This is a genomic window from Pseudomonas sp. S2_B07 (assembly GCF_054668435.1).
Window position 1 is genome coordinate 2,352,189 of the sequence record NZ_CP162769.1, and the last position, 24,845, is coordinate 2,377,033.

A 24,845-nucleotide genomic window follows, 5' to 3' on the forward strand; every position below is an offset into this window, starting at 1 on the left:
CGTCGACACAGTTCAGATACTAGAGGGTTCTCTGCCTGGTGCAATTGAGCGGGATCGTCAAAAACGTTTGTCATATGCTCTTAACAAAAACAAATATCCATATAAATCAAAAAGATAGGAATGCGCGCTTAGGAATATGGACGAGTACTGCCTTTTAAAAATAACGAACACTTACGAAAGAGTAAGCAAAGACTTACAGCGCAAGACTACAAACCTGCGACAATCCCCGCCCATCTTGCAGGCAATAAAAAACCCCGAGTCAGTCGGGGTCTTTTACTGCCGGTTGAGCCGATCGCTTATTGGAACAGCGACTCGCTCGACAGGCCGTTTTTCTCGAGAATCTCCCGAAGGCGCTTCAGGCCCTCGACCTGAATCTGTCTGACCCGTTCCCGAGTCAGGCCAATCTCCAGGCCTACGTCTTCAAGCGTGCTGCTCTCGTGACCGCGCAAGCCGAAGCGACGTACCACCACTTCGCGTTGCTTGTCGGTCAGCTCCGACAGCCATTGATCGATGCTTTGGGACAGATCATCGTCCTGCAGCAGCTCACAAGGGTCGGTTGGACGGTCATCAGTCAGGGTGTCCAGCAGGGTTTTATCCGAATCCGGACCCAGCGAGACGTCGACCGAAGAAACCCGCTCGTTCAAGCCGAGCATGCGCTTGACCTCGCCCACTGGTTTTTCCAGCAGGTTGGCGATTTCTTCGGGTGAGGGTTCGTGATCGAGTTTTTGCGTCAGCTCCCGTGCGGCCCGCAGGTACACGTTCAGCTCTTTGACCACATGGATCGGCAACCGGATAGTCCGGGTCTGATTCATGATCGCGCGCTCGATGGTCTGACGAATCCACCAGGTTGCGTAGGTCGAAAAACGGAAGCCGCGTTCGGGGTCGAACTTCTCCACTGCCCGGATCAGGCCGAGGTTGCCCTCTTCGATCAGGTCCAGTAGCGACAGCCCACGATTGACGTAACGCCGGGCGATTTTAACCACCAGCCGCAGGTTGCTTTCAATCATGCGCTTGCGCCCGGCCGGATCGCCACTTTGCGACAAGCGCGCAAAATGAACTTCTTCTTCCGGGGAGAGCAACGGGGAAAAGCCGATTTCATTGAGATACAGCTGCGTGGCATCAAGTGCCCGCGTGTAATCAATGTACTTGTGCTGTTTTAACGAAGCGGAGTGTTTGGATTTAGCACGAACGGAAGGTGGAGCTGCCCCTTCATCATTCGACATCGAATCCGTGGCGATGCCGGTCTCCATCAGGAGAACCTCATCGTCGATGTCAAACTCCGGCACTTCTTTACTGAGAGCCATTGTTATAGTCCTTTGGTGAGTTCGACCTCAAGCTCAAGCGGCGCCTTTATCCTTGGCAACGCTGGAGCCTGTTCCCTCTACGTGACGGAACAGGCTGGCTAACAAATCAACGACGTGGCAGGAATTGCAGCGGATCTACAGGTTTACCTTGGCGGCGAATCTCAAAATGCAGTTTCACCCGGTCTGTACCCGTTGACCCCATTTCGGCAATTGTCTGTCCGACTTTGACCTGCTGCCCCTCCCGTACCAACAGCCTGCGGTTATGTCCGTAGGCACTGACGTAGGTTTCACTGTGTTTGATGATGACTAATTCGCCGTAGCCCCTTAAGCCACTCCCGGCGTATACCACCGTCCCATCAGACGCAGCTAAAACAGGCTGTCCCAAATCTCCGGCGATATCAATTCCTTTATTCAAACTACCGTTTGAGGAGAATTTACCAATCAGAATGCCATTAGATGGCCATCCCCAGCCGGTCGGGGCCGGGCCGGCTGGCGGCAATGGAGCGGGTGCAGGTTTGTTGGCGACGGACGGTGCAACCACCGTAGTACTGGTGGTTGCGCCATTCGGCTGGCGCCGGATTACCGTGGTTTTCAGCGACGACGAAGGCGTGGAATCGCTCGTACTGGCAACCGCTGTCGGCGTTGATCCGGTGCGGCCATCGAAGCGAATTATCTGACCCGGATGGATCGTATAGGGCGTAGGAATATTGTTCCGCGCTGCGAGGGCTTTGTAGTCCCAGCCGTAGCGAAAAGCGATCGAGAACAGGGTGTCTTTTGGTCGAACGACATACTGGCCCGTCGTCGTTGCCGGACGTTGGGGGGCCGCGTTGTTGCGATCGACGACGCCGACGTTACTCGATTTGGTGCTGGAGCAACCGACCAGCAAGGTGCTCAAGACAAGGCCAGTCACCAGGCGCTGAAAGCTCGTTGTACTCATACGCTGCGCAATGACTGTGAGACTCACCCGCCGCTCCCTTTGTGGTGGCTGAAATTGTGGATTGCCGTGTTCCGGCTCGAGATGTCGCAAGTATAACGGGCCGGACAGGCTTTACCTTTAATGAAGCGAATTCGCTTCGCGCACACGTTTGCTGACTGACGATAAATACCGTTTAACCAATCGATGCCGCTGTAAGACACGGCCAATCGAAGAGAATTCAGCGCGCCAAAACAAATGCTCAGGCCAGTGGCCCGTTGAGCAATGGCACGAATCGCACTGCCCCCAGAACACGTCGGGAAAAGCCGTTTTCTTCGCGGATGATCAGCATCAATTGCTGCACCTCGCCGGAGCCGACAGGGATGACCAGGCGCCCACCCGGTGCCAACTGATCGAGCAAGGCCTGCGGCACATCAGTGGCCACTGCCGTGACGATAATGCCGTTGTAAGGCGCCAGTGCCGGCCAGCCCTCCCAACCATCGCCCCACCGAAACACCACGTTTCGCAGGTTCAGCTCCACCAGGCGTTCCTTGGCCCGGTCCTGCAACACCTTGATGCGCTCCACGGAGAACACCCGCTCGACCAGCTGCGACAGGACAGCCGTTTGGTAGCCCGACCCGGTACCGATCTCCATCACCTTGTCCAAAGGACCTGCCTCCAGCAGCAACTCGCTCATGCGAGCCACCATGTAAGGCTGGGAGATGGTCTGGTTATGCCCGATCGGCAGCGCCGTGTCTTCGTAAGCCCGATGGGCCAGCGCTTCGTCGACGAACAGGTGACGGGGTGTACGGCGAATGACTTCCAACACTTTGGCGTTGGAAACGCCCTCTTCGTACAGGCGCTGGATAAGGCGTTCGCGGGTCCGCTGAGAAGTCATGCCGATGCCGCGGCGCAGCATATCGTCTTGTTCACGAGACATTAGCGCAGTCCCTCCAGCCAGCCATCGAGACTTCTGAAGGCATCGTTGAAGGTGCGATCCAGTTGCAGCGGGGTGATCGAAACATAGCCCTGCATCACCGCATGGAAATCGGTGCCTGGGCCGCCATCTTCAGCATCCCCGGCGGCGGCGATCCAGTAACCGGACTTGCCCCGCGGATCGACCACTTTCATCGGCGCCGCAGCACGTGCGCGATGACCGAGGCGGGTCAGCTGAATACCGCGGATATGGTCCAGCGGCAGGTTGGGAATGTTCACATTCAGTACCGTGCGCGGTGGCAGGTCGAGATCGCCATGGGCTTCAACCAACTTGCGCGCAAAGTAAGCGGCGGTAGCAAGGTTCTCTATTTGTCGCGAGACAAATGAAAAGGCAAACGAAGGACGCTCAAGAAAACGCCCTTCAAGGGCCGCCGCCACCGTACCGGAATACAACACGTCATCGCCCAGATTGGCGCCGAGGTTGATCCCCGAAACGACCATGTCCGGTTGCTGCTCCAACAGGCCGTTAAGGCCCAGGTGCACGCAATCGGTGGGGGTGCCGTTCACGCTGATGAAGCCGTTGGCCAGGGTTTGCGGGTGCAACGGACGGTCGAGCGTCAGCGAACTGCTGGCGCCGCTTTTGTCCTGGTCCGGGGCGATAACCACGCATTCGGTGTAATCCGCCAGCGCAGCATAAAGCGCGGCGAGACCGGGTGCGGCTACCCCATCGTCGTTAGAAATCAGAATACGCATGGGCTGTCCGTCTGCCCCACCGGCACCAGATCAACAAGCTCGCGCACCAATACGGTGGCAAAGCATCCGGCCGGAAGGACGAATTCCAGTTGCAGAATGTCAGGCTCGGGATAATGCCACGTCAACCCGCCAATGGGCAGCCGCAGGATGCGACGTTCGTGGCTCATTCCGGCGTTAATCAACCAATCGCGCAGCTCCGCTTCGCGCGCGGCGATTGCCTGCTCCAGTTCATGGACAACGCCTGACGCCGGCGAGTCACCTTCGCCCCACTGCGGGCCGGTCGGGTGCAAGTCGAGAATCGCCAGTCGCGGGTCGCTGCACTCCTCTTCACCGGCCGGAAAGAAGCTGCGGCTGTCGGTGAAGGCCAGCAGATCGCCGACCAAGGCTTGCTGCCAGGTACCGTCGGCAACACGCGCCGCCAACACCTGATTGAACAGGAAACTGCGCGCCGTCGAGAGCAGGCGCGAACGCACGTTGCGCTGCTCCGGCAACGCCTTGCGCGCGGCCCAGGCACGGGCATCGACCACGTTGCCGCCGTCAAAGCCGAAACGCTGGGCGCCGAAATAATTGGGAATACCTTGCTTGGCAATCAGCTGCAGTCGTTCTTCAATCGCGGCTTTGTCGCCAGCGAATTGCGTCAGGCGCAACGTGAAGCCATTGGCCGAGTGAGCGCCACGTTGCAGCTTGCGTTTGTGCCGACCGGTCTTGAGGATTTTCAGTGTGTCGTTTTCTGCTGCCGACAAATCCGGATCAGCCTTGCCGGGCAGCTGTACGCTGAACCATTGGCGCGTCAGCGCCTGACGGTCCTTGAGCCCGGCATAACTGACGGTGCGCAATGGCACGCCCGCTGCCTTGGCGATTCGCCGTGCCGCTTCTTCGGTATTCAGCCCGCGCTTTTCTACCCAGATCCATAAATGCTCGCCATCACCACTGAGGGGGATGTTGAGCACTTCATCGACCTGGAAATCTTCTGCCGTGGCTTTCAGAACAGCGGTGCCGAGAGCGTCACCATAGGCCCGTGGGCCAAGCAATTGCGATTCGTTCATGCGCGCAGCAACAAGGCAACGGCGTGCACGGCAATGCCTTCTTCGCGACCGACAAAGCCAAGCTTTTCGGTGGTGGTAGCTTTCACGTTCACTTGATCCAACTCAACTTGAAGATCCGCGGCAATCAGCGCGCGCATCGATTCGATATGCGGGGCCATTTTCGGCGCCTGGGCAACGATGGTGTTATCGACGTTGCCGACTTTCCAGCCCTTGGCGTGGATCAGCGAGACGACGTGACGCAACAGCACACGGCTGTCGGCGCCCTTGTAGGTCGGGTCAGTGTCCGGGAAATGTTTGCCGATATCGCCCAGCGCAGCGGCGCCGAGCAAGGCATCGCTCAAGGCGTGCAGCAGGACGTCACCGTCGGAGTGAGCGAGCAGCCCGAAGCCGTGTGCAATGCGCACGCCGCCCAGAGTAATGAAATCGCCTTCAGCGAAACGGTGCACATCATAGCCGTGGCCAATACGCATAAAAAAACGCCCCGATTTTTGTCAGGGCGTGATTCTACCTGCTTTGTCGAACATTAGGCGCCTAGAGCGCGCGCATGATGTTGCAAGTGGTCGTCGATGAAACTGGCGATGAAGAAATAGCTATGGTCATAGCCGGGTTGCAGACGCAACGTCAGCGGATGACCGGCCAGTTTGGCGGCCTGTTGCAAGGCTTCAGGCTTGAGCTGGGTGGCGAGGAAATCGTCGCGATCACCTTGATCGACCAACAGCGGCAGCTTCTCGTCAGCCTCGGCGATCAGGGCGCACGCATCCCATTCGCGCCACTTCGAACGGTCTTCGCCGAGATAACGGGAGAAGGCCTTCTGACCCCACGGACAGTCCATCGGATTGTTGATCGGCGAGAACGCCGACACCGACTGATAACGCCCCGTATTACGCAACGCACAAACCAGCGCACCGTGGCCGCCCATGGAGTGACCGCTGATGCCACGTTTGTCCGACGCCGGGAAATGAGCTTCGACCAATGCCGGCAATTCCTGCACGACATAGTCATGCATCCGATAGTGTCGCGACCACGGCTCTTGGGTTGCATTCAGGTAAAAACCGGCACCGAGGCCGAAGTCCCAGGCGCCGTCCGGATCACCCGGCACATCAGGACCGCGCGGACTGGTGTCCGGCGCGACGATGATCAACCCCAGCTCGGCAGCCATGCGCAGGGCGCCGGCCTTGTGCATGAAGTTTTCGTCGGTGCAGGTCAGGCCGGACAACCAGTACAGCACCGGAAGCTTGCCGCCCTGCTCCGCTTGAGGCGGCAGGTATACGGCAAACACCATCTCGCAGCCGAGCACGTCTGACCGGTGCCGGTAACGTTTGTGCCAGCCGCCGAAGCTTTTCTGGCAGGAGATATTTTCCAGGCTCATGACCGACCTCAGAAGTGGATGACGGAACGGATGCTCTTGCCTTCATGCATCAGGTCGAACGCCTTGTTGATATCTTCCAGGCCCATGGTGTGGGTGATGAACGTGTCCAGCGGGATTTCGCCGGTCTCGGCCATTTCGACGTAGCTTGGCAACTCGGTACGGCCGCGCACGCCGCCGAACGCAGAACCGCGCCAGACGCGACCGGTGACCAGCTGAAATGGACGGGTGGAGATTTCCTGACCGGCACCGGCGACACCGATGATCACCGACTCGCCCCAGCCTTTATGGCAGCACTCAAGGGCGGCGCGCATCAATTGCACATTGCCGATGCACTCGAAGGAGAAGTCGACGCCGCCATCAGTCATGTCGACGATGACTTCCTGGATCGGACGGTCGAAGTCTTTCGGGTTCACGCAGTCGGTTGCACCCAACTGCTTGGCGATCTCGAATTTGGCCGGGTTGATGTCGATGGCGATGATGCGTGCAGCCTTGGCTTTTACCGCGCCAATCACCGCCGACAGACCAATGCCGCCGAGGCCGAAAATGGCCACGGTATCACCCGGTTTCACCTTGGCCGTATTCAGTACCGCGCCGATGCCGGTGGTGACACCGCAACCCAGCAGGCAGACTTTTTCCAGTGGCGCTTCTTTAGCAATCTTGGCGACCGAGATTTCCGGCAACACGGTGTATTCAGAAAACGTCGACGTGCCCATGTAGTGGAAAATCGGCTGACCCTTGTAGGAAAAGCGCGAAGTGCCATCCGGCATCAGGCCTTTGCCCTGGGTCGCGCGAATCGCCTGACACAGGTTGGTTTTGCCCGACAGACAGAATTTGCACTGGCGGCATTCCGGGGTGTACAGCGGGATCACATGATCGCCCACCGCAACCGAGGTCACGCCCTCGCCGATCGCTTCAACCACCGCGCCACCTTCGTGACCGAGGATCGACGGGAAGATACCTTCCGGATCCGCGCCGGACAGCGTGTAGGCATCGGTATGGCAGACGCCGGAGGCAACCACACGCAACAGAACTTCGCCGGCCTTGGGCATGGCGACATCGACTTCGACGATCTCGAGGGGTTTCTTGGCCTCGAAGGCAACGGCAGCGCGCGACTTGATCATGTGGATTCTCCAGCGAATAAAAACGAGACAGGAAGTGTAATACACGGCCTTACGGTGAATAATCAGGACAAAAGCAAAACATTATTGCCATATAGGGATAATCAACGATGGCCGAAAGCCGCTGGGAAGGGATCGACGAGTTCGTCGCCGTGGCTGAATGCAGCCAATTTACGGCCGCAGCGGAACGTCTTGGGGTTTCTTCCTCCCATATCAGTCGACAAATCGTACGCCTGGAAGAGCGCTTGCAAACTCGTTTGCTGTACCGCAGCACGCGCCGGGTCACGCTGACCGAAGCCGGGCAAACCTTCCTGCAACATTGCCAGCGCCTGCAAGACGGTCGCGAAGAAGCCCTGCGCGCAGTGGGCGACTTGACCAGCGAACCCAAAGGCATGCTGCGCATGACCTGTGCCGTGGCGTACGGAGAGCGCTTCATCGTGCCGCTGGTGACGCGCTTCATGGGGCTTTACCCACAGCTGCGTGTCGATATCGAACTGAGCAACCGCCCGCTCGATCTGGTGCACGAAGGTCTGGATTTGGCGATTCGTCTTGGACGCCTACAGGATTCGCGATTGGTCGCTACACGTCTGGCACCACGACGCATGTACCTGTGCGCATCGCCCTCCTATCTGGAACGCTATGGCCGCCCGCACAGCTTGTCGGAACTGAGCCGCCACAACTGCCTCATTGGCAGCTCGGACATGTGGCAACTGGAACAGAACGGGCGGGAATTTTCGCAGCGGGTCCAGGGAAACTGGCGCTGCAACAGTGGGCAAGCGGTGCTGGATGCGGCGCTACAGGGCGTGGGGTTGTGTCAGTTGCCGGACTATTACGTGCTGGAACATTTGAAAAGCGGCGAATTGATTTCACTGCTGGATGCGCATCAACCGCCTAACACGGCGGTATGGGCGCTTTATCCGCAGCAGCGGCATCTGTCGCCGAAGGTGCGCAAGTTGGTGGATTATTTGAAGGAAGGGTTGGCTGAGCGGCCGGAGTATCGGAGCTAAGTTATTTGTTGCCTGTGTCTGACCTATCGCGAGCTTGCTCGCGATGGCGGTTGAACAGCCAGCGAAGAATTCAGCGGCGATTAGCCCAACGCTGACGAAGCCATTCGAGATCTTCAGGACGCGTAACTTTGAGGTTATCGGACCGGCCTTCAATCAGACGCGGCGCCAAACCAGCCCACTCCATCGCCGACGCTTCATCAGTGATTACCGCATCCGCCACCAGACTGTCAGCCAGCGCCCGATGCAAGGCACCCAGGCGAAACATCTGCGGCGTATAAGCCTGCCAAATCACGCTGCGATCCACGGTTTCAACCACACGCCCATGTTTGTCGACCCGCTTGAGGGTGTCGCGCGCCGGAACCGCCAGCAACCCGCCGACCGGATCATTTGCCAGCTCACCCAGCAACTTGTCCAGATCGTCACGACTCAGATTCGGCCGCGCAGCATCGTGCACCAACACCCAGTCTTCATCATCAGCACCCAACGCATGCAAATGCAGCAACGCATTCAGCACCGACCCGGAACGCTCGGCACCGCCGTCAACCCGCTGAATTCGCGAGTCGCCAGCACAGGCCAGGTTTGGCCAATAAGGATCATCAACAGCAAGACTGACCACCAACCCCTTCAGGGACGGGTGATCAAGGAAACAGCCGAGGCTGTGTTCGAGAATAGTGCGCCCGCCCAGTTGCAAGTATTGCTTGGGACGGTCTGCGGCCATACGGGCACCGACGCCCGCGGCAGGAATCACGGCCCAGAAGGCCGGTAATGGGGAATTCATCGAGCCAGCTGGTAAAGGGTTTCACCGTCCTTGACCATGCCCAACTCATGGCGAGCCCGTTCTTCGACGGTCTCCATGCCTTTTTTCAACTCACCGACTTCGGCGTCCATGACCCGATTGCGCTCCAGCAACCCTTCGTTCTCAGCCTGTTGATCCTTGATCTGCTGAGTCAACTCTGCCACTTGCGCCAGACTGCCATTACCCACCCACAGGCGGTATTGCAGGCCAGCCAGCAACAAGAGCAAGACTAGGAACAACCAATTGGGACTGCGCATCGAATATCAGGTTTCCAGTGAAAAAAGACAGCCATGCAAAAACATTGAAGCTTCTGATAGCACGAAGCCTGGAAAATCCAGGCTTGTGCTTATAAGGCATCAGATTAGTGGCAAAAACGTCGCTGTAGCGATTTTTCCGACACAATCCGGTGTCTTTTTACCATGCAGTGCCGTGCCTCACCAATACGCGCCTTTTTGACGAGTGACTGTTGTTGTCAGACAAGGCGCCGCGACGAGTCATAGCTGGCTATGGCGAGGAGCGGCAACGCAGTATGACGACAAAAGGCACCGTCAAAAAGGCGCAGTATTGGCGAGGCACGGCACTCTATCAACCGCGGAACTCGGCACGACCGTTGTACTTGGCTTTGCCATTCAACTGCTCTTCGATACGCAGCAGTTGGTTGTACTTGGATACGCGGTCGGAACGGCACAGGGAACCGGTCTTGATCTGGCCAGCCGAGGTGCCCACAGCCAGGTCGGCGATGGTCGAATCTTCGGTTTCGCCGGAGCGGTGCGAGATCACGGCGGTGTAACCAGCGGCCTTGGCCATCTGGATGGCTTCCAGGGTTTCGGTCAGGGTGCCGATCTGGTTGAACTTGATCAGGATCGAGTTGGCGATCTTTTTATCGATGCCTTCTTTCAGGATCTTGGTGTTGGTCACGAACAGGTCGTCGCCTACCAGCTGGGTCTTCTCGCCGATCTTGTCGGTGAGGATTTTCCAGCCAGCCCAGTCGGACTCGTCCAGGCCGTCTTCGATCGAGATGATCGGATAGCGCTCGGTCAGGCCTTTGAGGTAATCAGCGAAACCTTCAGCGGTGAACACCTGGCCTTCGCCGGACAGGTTGTATTTACCGTCTTCGTAGAACTCGCTCGCCGCGCAGTCCAGAGCCAGGGTCACGTCGGTGCCCAGCTTGTAACCGGCGTTGGCCACGGCTTCGGAGATCACTTTCAAAGCGTCTTCGTTGGAAGCCAGGTTCGGTGCGAAACCACCTTCGTCACCGACAGCAGTGCTCAGGCCACGTGCCTTCAGCACAGCTTTGAGGTGATGGAAAATTTCGGTGCCCATGCGCAGGCCTTCCGAGAAAGACTTGGCGCCAACCGGCTGAACCATGAATTCCTGGATGTCGACGTTGTTATCGGCGTGCTCGCCACCGTTGATGATGTTCATCATCGGTACCGGCATCGAATAAACACCCGGGGTGCCGTTCAGGTTGGCAATGTGAGCGTACAGCGGCAGATCCTGGTCCTGTGCTGCTGCCTTGGCCGCAGCCAGGGAAACGGCGAGGATCGCGTTGGCGCCCAGGGAACCTTTGTTTTCGGTACCGTCGAGCTTGATCATCGCGTGATCCAGCGCTTTCTGGTCGCTTGGGTCCATGCCTTTCAACAGGTCACGGATCGGACCGTTGATGTTGGCCACGGCCTTCAGAACGCCTTTGCCCAGGTAACGGCTCTTGTCGCCATCACGCAGCTCGAGTGCTTCACGCGAGCCAGTGGAAGCACCGGACGGCGCGCAGGCGCTGCCGATGATGCCGTTATCGAGAAGCACGTCCGCTTCCACGGTGGGATTGCCACGGGAGTCGAGAACTTCACGACCTTTGATGTCGACGATTTTTGCCATTGTTGTAAACACTCCAAAGTTGACGAAAACGACGCAGCTAGAGGAAATCTTTTACCGTCGGCAAGTGAGGTGCAGCGGGCAGACTTGCGGACGATAAGGCTCAGGCCCGAGGGCCTGAGCAACAAATCGTGCGGTACTTTACCGGAGAATTGAGGTTTACGCGGTTTCTACCGTCGGAAAACTCTTCACCAGTTCGTCCAACGCTTTGAGCTGGGCCAGGAATGGCTCCAGTTTGTCCAGACGCAAGGCGCAAGGGCCGTCGCATTTGGCGTTGTCCGGGTCCGGGTGGGCTTCGAGGAACAGGCCGGCCAGCGACTGGCTCATGCCTGCCTTGGCCAGATCCGTCACCTGGGCACGGCGACCACCGGCGGAATCGGAGCGACCACCGGGCATTTGCAGCGCGTGGGTCACGTCGAAGAACACCGGGTATTCGAACTGCTTCATGATGCCGAAGCCGAGCATGTCGACAACCAGGTTGTTGTAGCCGAAGCTCGAACCGCGTTCGCAGAGGATCAACTGATCGTTGCCCGCTTCCACGCACTTGCTCAGGATGTGTTTCATCTCGTGCGGTGCCAGGAACTGGGCTTTCTTGATGTTGATCACCGCGCCTGTCTTGGCCATCGCGACCACGAGGTCGGTCTGGCGCGACAGGAAGGCCGGCAATTGAATGATGTCGCAGACTTCAGCGACGACCGCGGCCTGGTCAGGCTCGTGGACGTCGGTGATGATCGGCACGCCGAAGGCTTGCTTGATGTCCTGGAAAATCCGCATGCCTTCTTCCAGGCCGGGGCCACGGTAAGAGGTCACGGAGGAACGGTTGGCCTTGTCGAAGCTGGCCTTGAACACATAAGGGATGCCGAGTTTCTCGGTAACCTTCACATACTCTTCGCAGACCTGCATCGCCATGTCGCGGCTTTCCAGCACGTTCATGCCACCGAAAAGCACCATTGGCTTGTCGTTGGCAATCTCGATATCGCCTACGCGGATGATCTTCTGCGCCATCAGATTTATGCCTTCTTCTGGTGTTGAATCAATGCTGCTTTAACGAAACCGCTGAACAACGGGTGACCGTCGCGTGGCGTCGAGGTGAACTCAGGGTGGAACTGGCAAGCAACGAACCATGGATGATCCGGAGCTTCGACCACTTCAACCAGCGCGCCGTCACCGGAACGACCGGTGATTTTCAGACCGGCTTCCATAATCTGCGGCAGCAGGTTGTTGTTCACTTCGTAGCGGTGACGGTGACGCTCGACGATGACGTCTTTGGCGTAGCAGTCGTGCACCAGCGAACCCGGCTCCAGCAGGCACTCCTGAGCACCGAGGCGCATGGTGCCGCCCAGGTCAGACGATTCGGTACGGGTTTCCACCGCGCCGGTAGCATCTTCCCACTCGGTGATCAGACCCACGACCGGATGGCCGCTGGCACGATCGAACTCGGTGGAGTTGGCATCTTTCCAGCCCAGCACGTTACGAGCGAACTCGATCACGGCCACTTGCATGCCCAGGCAGATGCCGAGGTACGGAACCTTGTTTTCGCGAGCGTATTGAACGGCGGTGATCTTGCCTTCCACGCCACGCAGACCGAAGCCGCCAGGTACGAGGATCGCGTCAACACCTTCCAGAAGCGCGGTGCCCTGGTTTTCGATGTCTTCGGAATCGATGTAGCGCAGGTTGACCTTGGTGCGGTTGCTGATGCCGGCGTGACTCATCGCTTCGATCAGCGACTTGTAGGCGTCCAGCAGTTCCATGTACTTGCCGACCATCGCGATGGTCACTTCGTGTTCCGGGTTCAGCTTGGCATCAACCACCGCTTCCCACTCGGAGAGGTCAGCGCTGCCGCATTGCAGGCCGAAACGCTCGACGACGAAATCATCCAGGCCCTGGGAATGCAGGATGCCCGGGATCTTGTAGATGGTGTCGGCGTCTTCCAGCGCGATCACTGCACGCTCTTCAACGTTGGTGAACTGCGCGATCTTGCGGCGCGAAGAGATGTCGATCGGGTGATCGGAACGGCAAACCAGCACATCCGGCTGCAGGCCAATGGAACGCAGTTCCTTGACCGAATGCTGGGTCGGCTTGGTTTTGGTTTCGCCGGCCGTGGCGATGTACGGCACCAGTGTCAGGTGCATCAGCATTGCGCGCTTGGCGCCGACTTCGAAACGCAATTGGCGGATCGCTTCCAGGAACGGTTGCGACTCGATGTCACCCACGGTGCCACCGATCTCGACCATCGCCACGTCGGCATCGCCGGCGCCCTTGATGATCCGGCGCTTGATTTCGTCAGTGATGTGCGGGATCACCTGGATGGTTGCGCCCAGGTAATCACCACGGCGCTCTTTGCGCAGCACGTGCTCGTAGACACGGCCGGTGGTGAAGTTGTTGTTCTGGGTCATGGTCGTGCGGATGAACCGCTCGTAGTGGCCCAGGTCCAGGTCGGTCTCGGCGCCGTCATGGGTGACGAACACTTCACCGTGCTGGAACGGGCTCATGGTGCCCGGGTCAACGTTGATGTACGGGTCCAGCTTCAGCATGGTGACCTTAAGTCCCCGCGCCTCCAGGATGGCCGCCAATGAAGCCGATGCGATGCCTTTCCCCAATGAAGAAACAACACCGCCCGTGACGAATATGTAGCGCGTCATGAAAAACCCTAGAAGTCTGCGTTAAAGCGGTCCGAGCCGCCGGGGAAAGCGAAGGAAGGCCGAAGCCCCCGATCACCTGCATTAATCACAGTGCACCTTTCAAAAAAACCGCCGCGTTGGGACAGACCGGCAGATAAAACACCGGTGCGTTGCTCGCTACACATTTTTTGGAATCGCCCAGCAAAGACTGCTTGGTAATCGGCAACTCCTGCAATTCAGGCGAATCCACAGAAGTTGTATCAAGAAGGGAGCGTAGTCTACCGGAAAGCCCCTTTCAGCTCAAACCTTGATCTTCGCCAGGTGGCCGCCAATGCAAAAGCCAGCCGTCCTGCCCACTGCCATTCAAGCCCTGTACGCTGCCCACTGCCAGCAATTGCTCGTCGCGACAGAGCAGCGGCAATCTGCCACGGGCGAAGGCCGGAACCCCACGCTCATTGAGCAAACGCTTGAGGTCGCGGTGGCCGCGATCAGCTAAATGCATGACCTCACCTCCCTCACGATAGCGGATTTGCAGCGGGCCATCGGGGATTTGCCCGGTGAGCGTGAGCAGACCATTTTCCGGCAACGCCAGCGACTTCGAAGGATCGGTCCAATGCACGGCAGGCGGCGGATTGCGCAGCCAACAGCCCGACAGCCACCAGATACGCCCGGCCGACCGATGCAGCTCGCCATCCGCCAGCCGCCAGACCGGACGCGCATCACCCGTAGCGTCGCGCACATCTTCCCAACCCGACCAATGGTCGCTGTCCGGCAATCGAGTCAGCGCTGCGAGCCAATGGCTTAGCGCATTGCGTTGACGAGCGGCGGAGAGTCGTAAAAGAGGAGCGAGCGCCAATGAGGGCACGCCCAGCCAGTCAAAATCATTGACCGTCGTCGCTTCGGCCAGATCGATTTGCGCCAGCTCATCCAGCAATGCCTGTGCTTCGCTCAAGTGCGCGGCGCTGCGAGCCATGGTCGCCATCGCTTGCGGCCAGCGCTCGGTCAATACCGGGAACACCTGATGCCGCAGATAGTTGCGCGAAAACTGCCGATCCTGGTTCGAAGGGTCTTCGATCCAGTGCAGTTGATGCTCCGTTGCATACGCTTCGAGTTCGGCGCGACTGACATCCAGCAAGGGTCGCAGCAGATAACCCCGCCCCAACGGACGCGCGCTCGGCATCCCCGACAGACCTCTCACCCCCGCCCCGCGCAACAGTCGAAACAACAGGGTTTCCGCCTGATCGTCACGGTGCTGAGCAGTCAGCAGCAGTTCATTGGCCTGAGTGGCTTCAACGAATGCGCCATAGCGCGCATCCCGGGCGGCACGCTCGAGGCTGGCGCCGGATTGAACCTGAACATGAACGACGTGTAGCGGCACACTCAAGGCATCACAGACGGATTGGCAATGTGCCGGCCACGCATCAGCCGCGACCTGAAGGCCGTGATGGACATGGATAGCGCTGAGCGCAGGCAGGGATTCGGTTTTTGCCAGGTGGGCGAGCAAGTGCAGGAGGACGGTGGAATCGAGCCCACCACTAAAGGCGACGCGCCAGGCCGTAGCATTGCGCCACGGTTTCAAATTCTGCAAAAGCCTGGCAGGCAGATCAATCATTGGCCGACTCATGGCGTTCCCTTTGCACAAAACAAATGTGGGAGCGAGCCTGCTCGCGATAGCGGTCTAACAGCCAACAGATTAGTTGAATGTTAAGCCGCCATCGCGAGCAGGCTCGCTCCCACATGGGAAAAGCGAGGTCAGATCAGAGACCGTAGCTCATCAGTCGCGCGTAACGACGGGCCAGCAGCGCGTCGTTGTCGAACTTCTTCAGCATCGCCAGTTGTGAGCTCAGTTCGGCACGGATCGAGGCGGCCGCAGCGGCAGGGTCACGGTGTGCACCGCCCAATGGCTCGCTGATGACCTTGTCCACGATACCCAGGCCTTTCAGGCGCTCGGCGGTGATGCCCATGGCTTCAGCGGCGTCCGGGGCCTTCTCGGCGGTTTTCCACAGAATCGAGGCGCAACCTTCCGGCGAAATCACCGCGTAGGTCGAGTACTGCAGCATGTTCAACTGATCGCAAACGCCAATCGCCAACGCACCACCGGAACCGCCTTCACCAATTACGGTGGCGATGATTGGGGTTTTCAGGCGCGACATGACACGCAGGTTCCAGGCGATCGCTTCACTCTGGTTACGCTCTTCAGCGTCGATACCAGGGTAAGCGCCCGGGGTGTCGATGAAGGTCAGGATCGGCATCTTGAAGCGTTCGGCCATTTCCATCAGGCGGCACGCCTTGCGGTAGCCTTCCGGACGCGGCATGCCGAAGTTGCGGCGAACCTTCTCGCGCACTTCACGGCCTTTCTGGTGACCGATGATCATCACTGGCTGGTCGTCCAGACGGGCGATACCACCCACGATGGCAGCGTCATCGGAGAAGTGACGGTCACCGTGCAGCTCGTCGAACTCGGTGAAGATGTGTTCGATGTAGTCCAGGGTATAAGGGCGTTTCGGATGACGCGCCAGACGTGCGATCTGCCAGCTGGTCAGCTTGCCGAAGATGTCTTCGGTCAGCGTGCTGCTTTTGTCCTGCAGGCGGGAGATCTCATCGCCGATATTCAGCGAATTGTCGTTACCGACCAAGCGCAACTCTTCGATCTTGGCTTGCAGGTCGGCGATCGGCTGTTCGAAATCTAGAAAATTCGGGTTCATAGGCGTCCGTCTTGGGTCGACGTCCAAGAGAGCTTGGGCCGGCCGGTTGTCTATTCGCGCCCTACCTTAAGGGACAGGCGCGTTCAGGTCGAGATTAAAAATTGGGTCGAGATCAGGGGCAGCTCTGAATCACAAGGATGTCACCTGACCGTCAACGGTATTGGAGGAAGACGTTGTCTCGCCCGAACTGGTCACGCAAGGCTTGAATCAACGCATCCGCCGGATCGATTCGCCAGGTCTCGCCAAACTGCAGCAAGGCCTTTGCATCGGGGCTCGTGTACTCCATGGTGATCGGACATGCGCCGCGATGCCGCTTGAACAACTCACCCAGCCAGCGTAGCTGATCACCCTTCAAATCCTTGGTCTGCAACTTCAGGCGCAGGCTCTCGGCAAGGTTGGTGCGCGCATCTTCCATGCTCATTACGCGCTTGACCCGCAGCTTCAGGCCGCCGGAGAAGTCGTCATTGCTGACCTCACCTTCGACCACCACCATCGCATCCGTCTGCAACAGCGACTGCGCGGTATGGAACGCCTCGGCAAACAGCGACGCCTCGATCCGTCCGGAGCGGTCATCGAGGGTGATGAAGCCCATCTTGTCGCCCTTTTTGTTCTTCATCACCCGCAGGGCGATGATCATGCCGGCGACGGTCTGGGTATCGCGGGCCGGTTTCAAATCGATGATGCGTTGACGGGCAAAGCGACGGATTTCACCTTCGTATTCGTCAATCGGGTGACCGGTCAGGTACAGGCCCAGGGTGTCTTTCTCCCCTTTCAGCCGTTCCTTGAGCGTCAGTTCCTTGGCCTTGCGGTGGCTGGCGTAGACGTCGGCGTCTTCTTCGACAAACAGCCCGCCGAACAGGTCGGCATGGCCGCTGTCCTGGGTGCGAGCAGTTTGCTCGGCAGCTTTGATCGCCCCTTCCATCGCCGCCAGCAGCACCGCGCGATTCTGGTCGATGCTCGCTTGATAAGCTTTCGGCTCGTCATGGAAATAAGGCCCCAGACGATCCAGCGCACCGCTGCGGATCAAACCGTCGAGGGTACGTTTGTTGATCCGCTTGAGATCGACACGGGCGCAGAAATCGAACAGGTCCTTGAACGGACCGTCCTGGCGCGCCTCGGTGATCGCCTCTACCGGACCTTCGCCCACACCCTTGATCGCACCGAGGCCGTAAATGATCCGGCCTTCGTCATTCACTGTGAACTTGAACTCGGAGGCATTCACATCCGGCGCGTCGAGGCGCAGCTTCATGCTGCGAATTTCCTCGATCAAGGTCACGACCTTGTCGGTGTTGTGCATGTCCGCCGACAGCACCGCCGCCATGAACGGTGCCGGGTAATGGGTTTTCAGCCACGCGGTCTGGTACGACACCAGGCCATACGCCGCGGAGTGGGATTTGTTGAAGCCGTAACCGGCGAACTTCTCTACCAGGTCGAAAATGTTACCGGCAAGGTCCGCATCGATGTTGTTGGTCGCGCAGCCCTCAATGAAACCGCCGCGCTGCTTGGCCATTTCTTCGGGCTTTTTCTTACCCATGGCCCGACGCAGCATGTCCGCACCACCGAGGGTGTAACCGGCCATGACCTGGGCAATCTGCATCACCTGTTCTTGATACAGGATGATGCCGTAAGTCGGTGCCAGTACCGGTTTGAGGCCTTCGTACTGGTAATCCGAGTGCGGGTACGCGAGTTCGGCGCGACCGTGCTTACGGTTGATGAAGTCGTCCACCATGCCCGATTGCAACGGGCCCGGACGGAACAAGGCCACCAGTGCGATCAAGTCTTCCAGGCAGTCGGGCTTGAGCTTCTTGATCAGCTCCTTCATGCCGCGGGATTCGAGCTGGAACACCGCCGTGGTTTCGGCTTTTTGCAGCAGCGTGTAGGTCGGCTTGTCGTCCAGCGGAATGAACGCAATGTCCAGCGGCGGCTGATCGACCTTGGCGCGGTCGCGGTTGATGGTTTTCAGCGCCCAGTCGATAACCGTCAGGGTCCGCAGACCGAGGAAGTCGAACTTCACCAGACCGGCGGCTTCAACGTCATCCTTGTCGAACTGGGTTACCAGGCCGTCACCGGCTTCATCGCAATAGATCGGCGAGAAGTCGGTCAGTTTGGTCGGCGCAATCACTACACCACCGGCGTGTTTACCGACGTTACGCACAACGCCTTCAAGCTTGCGGGCCATCTCCCAGATTTCGGCGGCTTCTTCATCGACCTTGATGAAGTCACGCAGGATCTCTTCCTGCTCATAGGCCTTTTCCAGGGTCATACCGACTTCGAACGGAATCATCTTCGACAGACGATCCGCCAAACCATAGGACTTGCCCTGCACCCGCGCCACGTCCCGGACCACAGCCTTGGCCGCCATGGAACCGAAGGTGATGATCTGGCTCACCGCGTTGCGACCGTATTTCTCGGCCACGTATTCAATTACCCGATCGCGACCGTCCATGCAGAAGTCGACGTCGAAGTCGGGCATCGATACCCGTTCCGGGTTGAGGAAACGTTCGAACAGCAGGTCGTATTCCAGCGGGTCGAGGTCGGTGATCTTCTGTACATAGGCCACCAGCGACCCGGCGCCCGACCCCCGGCCCGGACCTACCGGCACGCCGTTGCTCTTGGCCCACTGAATAAAGTCCATCACGATCAGGAAGTAACCGGGGAACCCCATCTGGATGATGATATCCAGCTCGAAATTCAACCGGTCGACGTAGACCTGACGCTTGGCCTCGTAGTCTTCCGTGGTGTCTTTGGGCAGCAGAACGGTCAGGCGCTCTTCCAGGCCATCGAACGACACTTTGCGGAAATACTCGTCGATGGTCATGCCATCGGGAATCGGGAAGTTGGGCAGGAAGTGCTTGCCCAGTTTCACTTCGATGTTGCAGCGCTTGGCAATTTCGACGGTGTTTTCCAACGCCTCGGGCAGGTCACTGAACAGCTCGGCCATTTCCTCGGCGCTTTTGAGGTATTGCTGATCACTGTAGTTCTTCGAACGCCGCGGATCGTCGAGGGCGCGGCCCTCACCGATGCAAACGCGGGTTTCGTGGGCGGCGAAGTCTTCCTGCTTGATGAAGCGCACATCGTTGGTTGCGACCAGTGGCGCGCCGATTTTCTCGGCCAGGGCCACGGCACCGTGCAACTGCTCTTCGTCGTTGGGGCGGTTGGTGCGCTGGATTTCCAGGTAGAAACGATCCGGGAACACCGCCATCCATTCGCGCGCGAGGTTTTCCGCTTCAGCCGGGTTGCCACTGAGCATGGCCAGACCGATTTCGCCCTCTTTCGCCGCCGACAGCATGATCAGGCCTTCGCTGGCTTCGGCGACCCATTCGCGCTCGATGATCACCGAGCCGTTGCGCTGGCCGTCGATGAAGCCACGGGAAATCAGTTCGGTCAGGTTGCGATAGCCGACCGCGTTCATGGCCAGCAGGCTGATCCGGCTCAGGGCGTTGTCCGGGTCCTTGTTCGACAACCACAAGTCGGCACCGCAGATCGGCTTGATCCCGGCGCCCATGGCGGCTTTGTAGAATTTGACCAGGGAACACATGTTGTTCTGGTCGGTGACCGCTACGGCAGGCATGTTCATGCCGACCAGGGTCTTGACCAGCGGTTTGATCCGCACCAGACCGTCGACCAGGGAATATTCAGTGTGCAGGCGTAGATGAACGAATGAAGCCGGCATAGTGATCCTGTCTAGAAACGTGAAGACAACAAGGCCCGGATTGTACCGGGCCTTGAGTAAAACATCAGCCTTGCGACTAACTCTCGATCAGACTTTCCCGCGCCTCGTACGCCAGGCGCACCGGGGCGAACGAGCGGCGGTGAATCGGCGTCGGGCCAAGGCGGGCCAGCGCTTCCAGATGAACGGGCGTCGGGTAGCCTTTGTGCCCGCCGATGCCGTAACCGGGGTAAATCAGTTCGAATGCCGCCATCTCGCGGTCGCGGCTGACCTTGGCCAGAATCGATGCCGCGGCAATGGCCGGAACCTTGCCGTCGCCCTGCACCACCGCTTCCGCGCGCATGGACAGTTTCGGGCAACGATTGCCGTCGATCATCGCCAGTTTCGGCTGGATGTGCAGCCCTTCGACCGCGCGCTGCATCGCCAGCATGGTGGCGTGCAGGATGTTCAGTTCGTCGATCTCTTCCACTTCGGCCCGAGCGATGCACCAGCTCAGGGCCTTTTCGCAGATTTCGTCGTAGAGCTTTTCGCGGCGGGCTTCGGTGAGCTTCTTCGAATCGTTGAGGCCGAGGATCGGCCGACTCGGATCAAGGATCACCGCAGCCGTCACCACGGCACCGCAGAGTGGACCGCGACCGACTTCGTCAACACCGGCAACCAATTCCTCGACTTCAGCGACCAAGGTGAAATCCAGCCCCATTTGCATGCTTGTTTTACTCATTGTACTTGGCCGATCAGCTTCAGCACTGCATCCGCAGCCTGGTTGGAGGCGTCCAGACGCAAGGTCCGGTGAATTTCGTCGAAGCCGCGAGTCTGTTCTTCACCACCCTCGATCAGTGGCGATAGCGTCTGAGCCAAGGCTTCGACCGTTGCATCGTCCTGCAGCAACTCGGGCACTAACAGACGCTGTGCCAGCAGGTTCGGCAAGGACACGTAAGGGCTTTTCACCATGCGCTTGAGAATCCAGAACGTCAGGGGCGCCAGTCGATACGCCACCACCATCGGCCGCTTGTACAGCAATGCTTCAAGGGTCGCCGTACCGGAAGCGATCAGAACCGCATCACAGGCGGCCAGCGCCAGATGGGATTTGCCATCGAGCAAGGTCAGCGGCAGATCGCGGCCGGCCAACAATTCTTCAAGCTGCGCACGGCGCTCCGGGTTGGCGCACGGCATGACGAAACGCACGCCAGGGCGCAGGGCTCGCAAACGCTGAGCGGTGTCAAGGAACAACGCACCAAGGCGCCCCACTTCGCCGCCGCGACTGCCGGGCATCAGCGCAACCAGCGGACCGTCCGGTAAATCAAGTTCGGCACGCGCCGCGGCCCGATCAGCCTCAAGCGGGATCGCATCGGCCAGGGAGTGCCCGACGAACCGCACCGGCACGCCCTTCTCTTCATAGAATTTTGCTTCGAACGGGAACAGCGTCAGCATCAGGTCGCAGCCTTCGCGAATCTTCAGCACACGCTTCTGCCGCCACGCCCATATCGACGGGCTGACGTAATGCACGGTCTTGATCCCGGCCTGACGCAGCTTGAGTTCGATATTGAGGTTGAAGTCCGGGGCATCGATACCGATGAACACGTCCGGTTTCTCGGCGATCAGGTCGGCGATCAGCTTCTTGCGCCGCGCCATCAGTTCGCGCAATCGGCCCAGCACTTCCACCAGGCCCATGACCGAAAGACGTTCCATCGGGAAATACGAGGTCAGGCCCTCGGCTTGCATCAACGGACCACCGACACCGATGAACTCCACCGCAGAATGCTGAGCCTTGAGTGCGCGCATGAGACCCGCGCCCAGAATGTCACCGGAAGCCTCACCCGCTACCAGCGCGATACGCAGATTAGCCATGATTAACGGGTGATGCCGCGAGTCGAAGACTGGATGGAATCACGGAACACCGCGACTTCCGGGAACTGATCCGAGGGCTCGGCCAGTTCGGTGAGTGCTTGCTCGACGGTCAGGCCCTGGCGGTAAACAACCTTGTAGGCACGACGCAGCGCGTGGATTGCGTCTTCGCTGAAGCCACGACGACGCATGCCCTCGAAGTTCATGCTGCGCGCTTCGGCAGGGTTGCCAAACACGGTGACGTACGCTGGAACGTCCTTGCCAATGGCCGTGCCCATGCCGGAAAAGCTGTGGGCGCCAATGTGGCAATACTGATGAACCAGGGTAAAACCGGAGAGGATCGCCCAATCTTCAACGTGCACATGGCCGGCCAACGCCGTGTTGTTGACCAGGATGCAGTGGTTGCCGATGACGCTGTCGTGACCGATGTGGGCATAGGCCATGATCAGGTTGTGATCGCCCAGGGTCGTTTCCGAACGGTCCTGAACGGTCCCGCGGTGAATCGTCACGCCTTCCCGGATGACGTTGTGGTCACCGATGACCAGACGGGTTTCTTCGCCTTTGTATTTCAGATCGGGCGTGTCCTCACCTACCGACGAAAACTGGTAGATGCGGTTGTGCTTACCGATTCGGGTCGGGCCTTTGAGAATCACGTGCGGCCCGATCACTGTTCCCTCGCCGATTTCCACACCTGCGCCGACGATCGACCACGGGCCGACCTCGACGTCGTCGGCCAGAATGGCCGTCGGATCGATGATTGCGCGAGGGTCAATCAAACTCATAGTTTGCGTTCCGCACAGATGATTTCAGCGGAGCAGACTGGCTTGCCGTCGACCGAAGCCTGGCATTCGAACTTCCAGATCTGACGCTTGCAGCTGATAAAGCGGGCCTCGAGGATCAACTGATCGCCTGGGGTGACAGGCTGGCGAAAACGCAGCTTGTCGGAGCCGACGAAGTAGTAGAGCGTGCCGTCGGCAGGCTTCACGTCGAGCATTTTGAAGCCAAGAATGCCGGCAGCCTGAGCCATCGCTTCGATGATCAGTACGCCCGGCATGATTGGATGCGCAGGGAAGTGACCATTGAAAAACGGTTCGTTGATGCTGACATTCTTGTAGGCGCGAATGCGCTTGCCTTCCACATCCAGATCCACGACCCGGTCCACCAGCAGGAACGGGTAACGGTGAGGCAGGTATTCGCGAATCTCGTTGATGTCCATCATTTCGGGGGGAAGCCTATGTAAAGATTGGGAGCGTGCGACTGACGCGCGCCCCTCTAGCAAATCAAGCAGGCAGTCTAACGGCTGTGCACACTTGATATGGAAATGGTATCAGCCATCTGATGAAGCATTACCGTCAGGGGTCACTTCCCCTACACGCTTTTCCAGCTGTCGCAGACGCCGCGCGATGTCATCGAGCTGACGGATGCGAGCCGCGCTTTTGCGCCATTCGGCTGCTGGCTGCATGGCCGTACCGGAAGAATAGGCGCCCTTTTCGGTAATCGAGTGGGTCACCATGGTCATCCCGGTGATGAAAACGTTGTCGCAAATTTCGATATGACCTACCAGCCCGACACCGCCAGCGAGCATGCAATGCTTGCCGATTTTGGTGCTGCCGGAGATCCCGACACAGGCGGCCATGGCGGTGTGATCACCGACCTGAACGTTGTGGGCGATCTGGATCTGGTTGTCGAGCTTCACGCCATTACCGAGAACGGTATCGGCCAATGCGCCGCGGTCGATAGCGGTATTCACGCCAATCTCCACATCATCGCCGACCAACACGCCACCGATCTGGGCGATTTTCTGCCAGACACCTTTCTCGTTGGCAAAGCCGAAGCCTTCGCCGCCGAGTACGGCACCTGACTGAATCACCACACGCTTACCGATGCGCACATCGTGGTACAGCGTGACCCGCGGGGCGAGCCAGCCACCTTCGCCAATTTCGCAACGGGCACCGATGAAGCAATGCGCGCCGATAGTCACGCCGGCAGCAATACGTGCCGCGCTTTCGATCACCGCAAAGGCACCAATACTCGCGGCCGGGTCAACCACCGCGTCCTCGGCCACAACGGCTGTCGGATGAATTCCGGCAGCCGCTTTCGGTTTTGGATCGAAGAGGTGGGAAATACGCGCGTAGGCCAGATACGGGTCAGGCACCACCAGCGCATTACCGGCAAAACCTTCGGCATCAGCGGCCTTCAGCAACAGCGCTGCGGCCCGGCTGTCTGCCAGGTATTTACGGTATTGAGGGTTTGCGAGAAAGCTCAACTGAGCTGGGCCAGCCTCTTGCAAAGTGGCTAGCCCAGTAATTGCTTTCTCCGGGTCGCCACGTAGCGTGGCGCCGAGGAACTCGGCCAATTGGCCAAGCTTTATAGTCGCAGTCATAGTTACTTCAGCTGATTCATGCGCTCGATAACCTGGCGAGTGATGTCGTACTGAGGTTTGACATCAATCACTGCGCCACGCTCGAAGACCAGGTCAAAAGCACCTTTCTTGATGACTTCTTCCACAGCACTGTCCAGTTTCGGCTTCAGCTGCTTCAGCATTTCACGGTCGGCAACGGCTTTGGCTTCATTCAGCTCCTTGGACTGGAACTGGAAGTCACGGGCCTTTTGCTTGAACTCGAGCTCAAGGCGTTCACGCTCGCCTTGCTGCATCTTGTCGCCACCAGCCATCAGACGGTCCTGAATGCCTTTGGCGCTGCTTTCCAGCGTCTTGAGCTTGCTCAGTTGCGGACCAAATTTCTTCTCGGCATCCACGGCGTATTTCTTGGCCGCGTCGGATTCCAGCAGTGCCATCTGATAGTTCAGAACGGCGATTTTCATGTCGGCAAAAGCCGGGCCTGCTACCAGTACGGTGGCGAGGAGAACCAATTGAGTCAACTTACGCACG

At 58.8% G+C, this 24,845-nt stretch carries 23 protein-coding genes; 1 reads left to right on the top strand and 22 read right to left on the bottom strand.

What is annotated here, in order from left to right; all coding sequences use genetic code 11:
* Positions 1-296 precede the first annotated feature (296 nt).
* From rpoS to AB4N43_RS11010, 8 genes are all read right to left on the bottom strand, one after another.
* The gene (gene rpoS, locus AB4N43_RS10975; protein ID WP_027924998.1) at positions 297-1,304 is read right to left on the bottom strand and encodes an RNA polymerase sigma factor RpoS; all 1,008 of its coding nucleotides are present in this window, start codon (positions 1,302-1,304) and stop codon (positions 297-299) included.
* Positions 1,305-1,410: 106 nt separating this feature from the next.
* Positions 1,411-2,268 (bottom strand): peptidoglycan DD-metalloendopeptidase family protein, encoded by an 858-nt coding sequence (locus AB4N43_RS10980; protein WP_194939923.1) that lies wholly within the window; start codon positions 2,266-2,268, stop codon positions 1,411-1,413.
* Between the two features lie 211 nt (positions 2,269-2,479).
* Complete coding sequence (locus AB4N43_RS10985; protein ID WP_172825954.1) at positions 2,480-3,115, bottom strand: protein-L-isoaspartate(D-aspartate) O-methyltransferase; 636 nt, start codon at positions 3,113-3,115, stop codon at positions 2,480-2,482.
* A gap of 41 nt (positions 3,116-3,156) precedes the next feature.
* Entirely contained in the window at positions 3,157-3,906 is a 750-nt protein-coding gene (surE, locus tag AB4N43_RS10990; protein ID WP_027924995.1) for a 5'/3'-nucleotidase SurE, read from the bottom strand.
* On the bottom strand, positions 3,894-4,952 hold the full coding sequence (gene truD / locus AB4N43_RS10995; protein WP_194939924.1) for a tRNA pseudouridine(13) synthase TruD: 1,059 nt from the start codon (positions 4,950-4,952) through the stop codon (positions 3,894-3,896). Before truD ends, surE begins: the two co-directional genes overlap by 13 nt.
* Complete coding sequence (gene ispF, locus AB4N43_RS11000) at positions 4,949-5,422, bottom strand: 2-C-methyl-D-erythritol 2,4-cyclodiphosphate synthase (RefSeq protein ID WP_059181539.1); 474 nt, start codon at positions 5,420-5,422, stop codon at positions 4,949-4,951. Before ispF ends, truD begins: the two co-directional genes overlap by 4 nt.
* A 53-nt stretch (positions 5,423-5,475) precedes the next feature.
* The gene (fghA, locus tag AB4N43_RS11005) at positions 5,476-6,321 is read right to left on the bottom strand and encodes an S-formylglutathione hydrolase (protein ID WP_059181540.1); all 846 of its coding nucleotides are present in this window, start codon (positions 6,319-6,321) and stop codon (positions 5,476-5,478) included.
* 8 nt (positions 6,322-6,329) lie between these two features.
* The gene (locus AB4N43_RS11010; RefSeq protein ID WP_027924991.1) at positions 6,330-7,442 is read right to left on the bottom strand and encodes an S-(hydroxymethyl)glutathione dehydrogenase/class III alcohol dehydrogenase; all 1,113 of its coding nucleotides are present in this window, start codon (positions 7,440-7,442) and stop codon (positions 6,330-6,332) included.
* Positions 7,443-7,549: 107 nt separating this feature from the next.
* Here AB4N43_RS11010 and AB4N43_RS11015 point away from each other — a divergent pair, with 107 nt between their 5' ends.
* On the top strand, positions 7,550-8,446 hold the full coding sequence (locus AB4N43_RS11015; RefSeq protein ID WP_027924990.1) for a LysR substrate-binding domain-containing protein: 897 nt from the start codon (positions 7,550-7,552) through the stop codon (positions 8,444-8,446).
* Positions 8,447-8,516: 70 nt separating this feature from the next.
* On the opposite strand, the gene ispD is transcribed toward AB4N43_RS11015, so the two are convergent.
* The 14 genes from ispD to AB4N43_RS11085 form a co-directional block, all read right to left on the bottom strand.
* A complete protein-coding gene (gene ispD, locus AB4N43_RS11020; protein ID WP_027924989.1) occupies positions 8,517-9,224 on the bottom strand; it encodes a 2-C-methyl-D-erythritol 4-phosphate cytidylyltransferase in 708 nt (235 codons plus the stop codon).
* The gene (ftsB, locus tag AB4N43_RS11025) at positions 9,221-9,499 is read right to left on the bottom strand and encodes a cell division protein FtsB (RefSeq protein ID WP_027924988.1); all 279 of its coding nucleotides are present in this window, start codon (positions 9,497-9,499) and stop codon (positions 9,221-9,223) included. Before ftsB ends, ispD begins: the two co-directional genes overlap by 4 nt.
* 328 nt (positions 9,500-9,827) lie before the next feature.
* A complete protein-coding gene (gene eno / locus AB4N43_RS11030) occupies positions 9,828-11,117 on the bottom strand; it encodes a phosphopyruvate hydratase (RefSeq protein ID WP_027924987.1) in 1,290 nt (429 codons plus the stop codon).
* A gap of 156 nt (positions 11,118-11,273) precedes the next feature.
* A complete protein-coding gene (gene kdsA, locus AB4N43_RS11035; protein ID WP_007949350.1) occupies positions 11,274-12,119 on the bottom strand; it encodes a 3-deoxy-8-phosphooctulonate synthase in 846 nt (281 codons plus the stop codon).
* Between the two features lie 5 nt (positions 12,120-12,124).
* Positions 12,125-13,756 carry a CTP synthase gene (locus AB4N43_RS11040; protein WP_027924986.1) on the bottom strand — a complete coding sequence of 544 codons (1,632 nt, stop codon included), beginning with the start codon at positions 13,754-13,756 and terminating at the stop codon, positions 12,125-12,127.
* 274 nt (positions 13,757-14,030) lie between these two features.
* Complete coding sequence (tilS, locus tag AB4N43_RS11045) at positions 14,031-15,359, bottom strand: tRNA lysidine(34) synthetase TilS (protein WP_460154013.1); 1,329 nt, start codon at positions 15,357-15,359, stop codon at positions 14,031-14,033.
* A 133-nt stretch (positions 15,360-15,492) separates the two neighbouring features.
* Positions 15,493-16,440, bottom strand: coding sequence for an acetyl-CoA carboxylase carboxyltransferase subunit alpha (locus tag AB4N43_RS11050; protein ID WP_027924984.1), 948 nt, complete (start codon positions 16,438-16,440; stop codon positions 15,493-15,495).
* A gap of 151 nt (positions 16,441-16,591) precedes the next feature.
* Positions 16,592-20,113 (bottom strand): DNA polymerase III subunit alpha, encoded by a 3,522-nt coding sequence (dnaE, locus tag AB4N43_RS11055; protein ID WP_027924983.1) that lies wholly within the window; start codon positions 20,111-20,113, stop codon positions 16,592-16,594.
* 76 nt (positions 20,114-20,189) lie between these two features.
* A complete protein-coding gene (rnhB, locus tag AB4N43_RS11060) occupies positions 20,190-20,816 on the bottom strand; it encodes a ribonuclease HII (protein WP_027924982.1) in 627 nt (208 codons plus the stop codon).
* Between the two features lie 11 nt (positions 20,817-20,827).
* Positions 20,828-21,958 carry a lipid-A-disaccharide synthase gene (lpxB, locus tag AB4N43_RS11065; RefSeq protein WP_460154015.1) on the bottom strand — a complete coding sequence of 377 codons (1,131 nt, stop codon included), beginning with the start codon at positions 21,956-21,958 and terminating at the stop codon, positions 20,828-20,830.
* A gap of 2 nt (positions 21,959-21,960) precedes the next feature.
* A complete protein-coding gene (gene lpxA / locus AB4N43_RS11070) occupies positions 21,961-22,737 on the bottom strand; it encodes an acyl-ACP--UDP-N-acetylglucosamine O-acyltransferase (protein WP_027924980.1) in 777 nt (258 codons plus the stop codon).
* Complete coding sequence (gene fabZ / locus AB4N43_RS11075; protein ID WP_008154051.1) at positions 22,734-23,174, bottom strand: 3-hydroxyacyl-ACP dehydratase FabZ; 441 nt, start codon at positions 23,172-23,174, stop codon at positions 22,734-22,736. The genes lpxA and fabZ overlap by 4 nt, the downstream gene beginning before the upstream one ends.
* 108 nt (positions 23,175-23,282) lie before the next feature.
* Positions 23,283-24,338: a UDP-3-O-(3-hydroxymyristoyl)glucosamine N-acyltransferase gene (lpxD, locus tag AB4N43_RS11080; RefSeq protein WP_027924979.1), complete on the bottom strand. Its 1,056-nt coding sequence runs from the start codon at positions 24,336-24,338 to the stop codon at positions 23,283-23,285.
* 2 nt (positions 24,339-24,340) lie between these two features.
* Entirely contained in the window at positions 24,341-24,844 is a 504-nt protein-coding gene (locus AB4N43_RS11085) for an OmpH/Skp family outer membrane protein (RefSeq protein WP_010462812.1), read from the bottom strand.
* Position 24,845 lies beyond the last annotated feature (1 nt).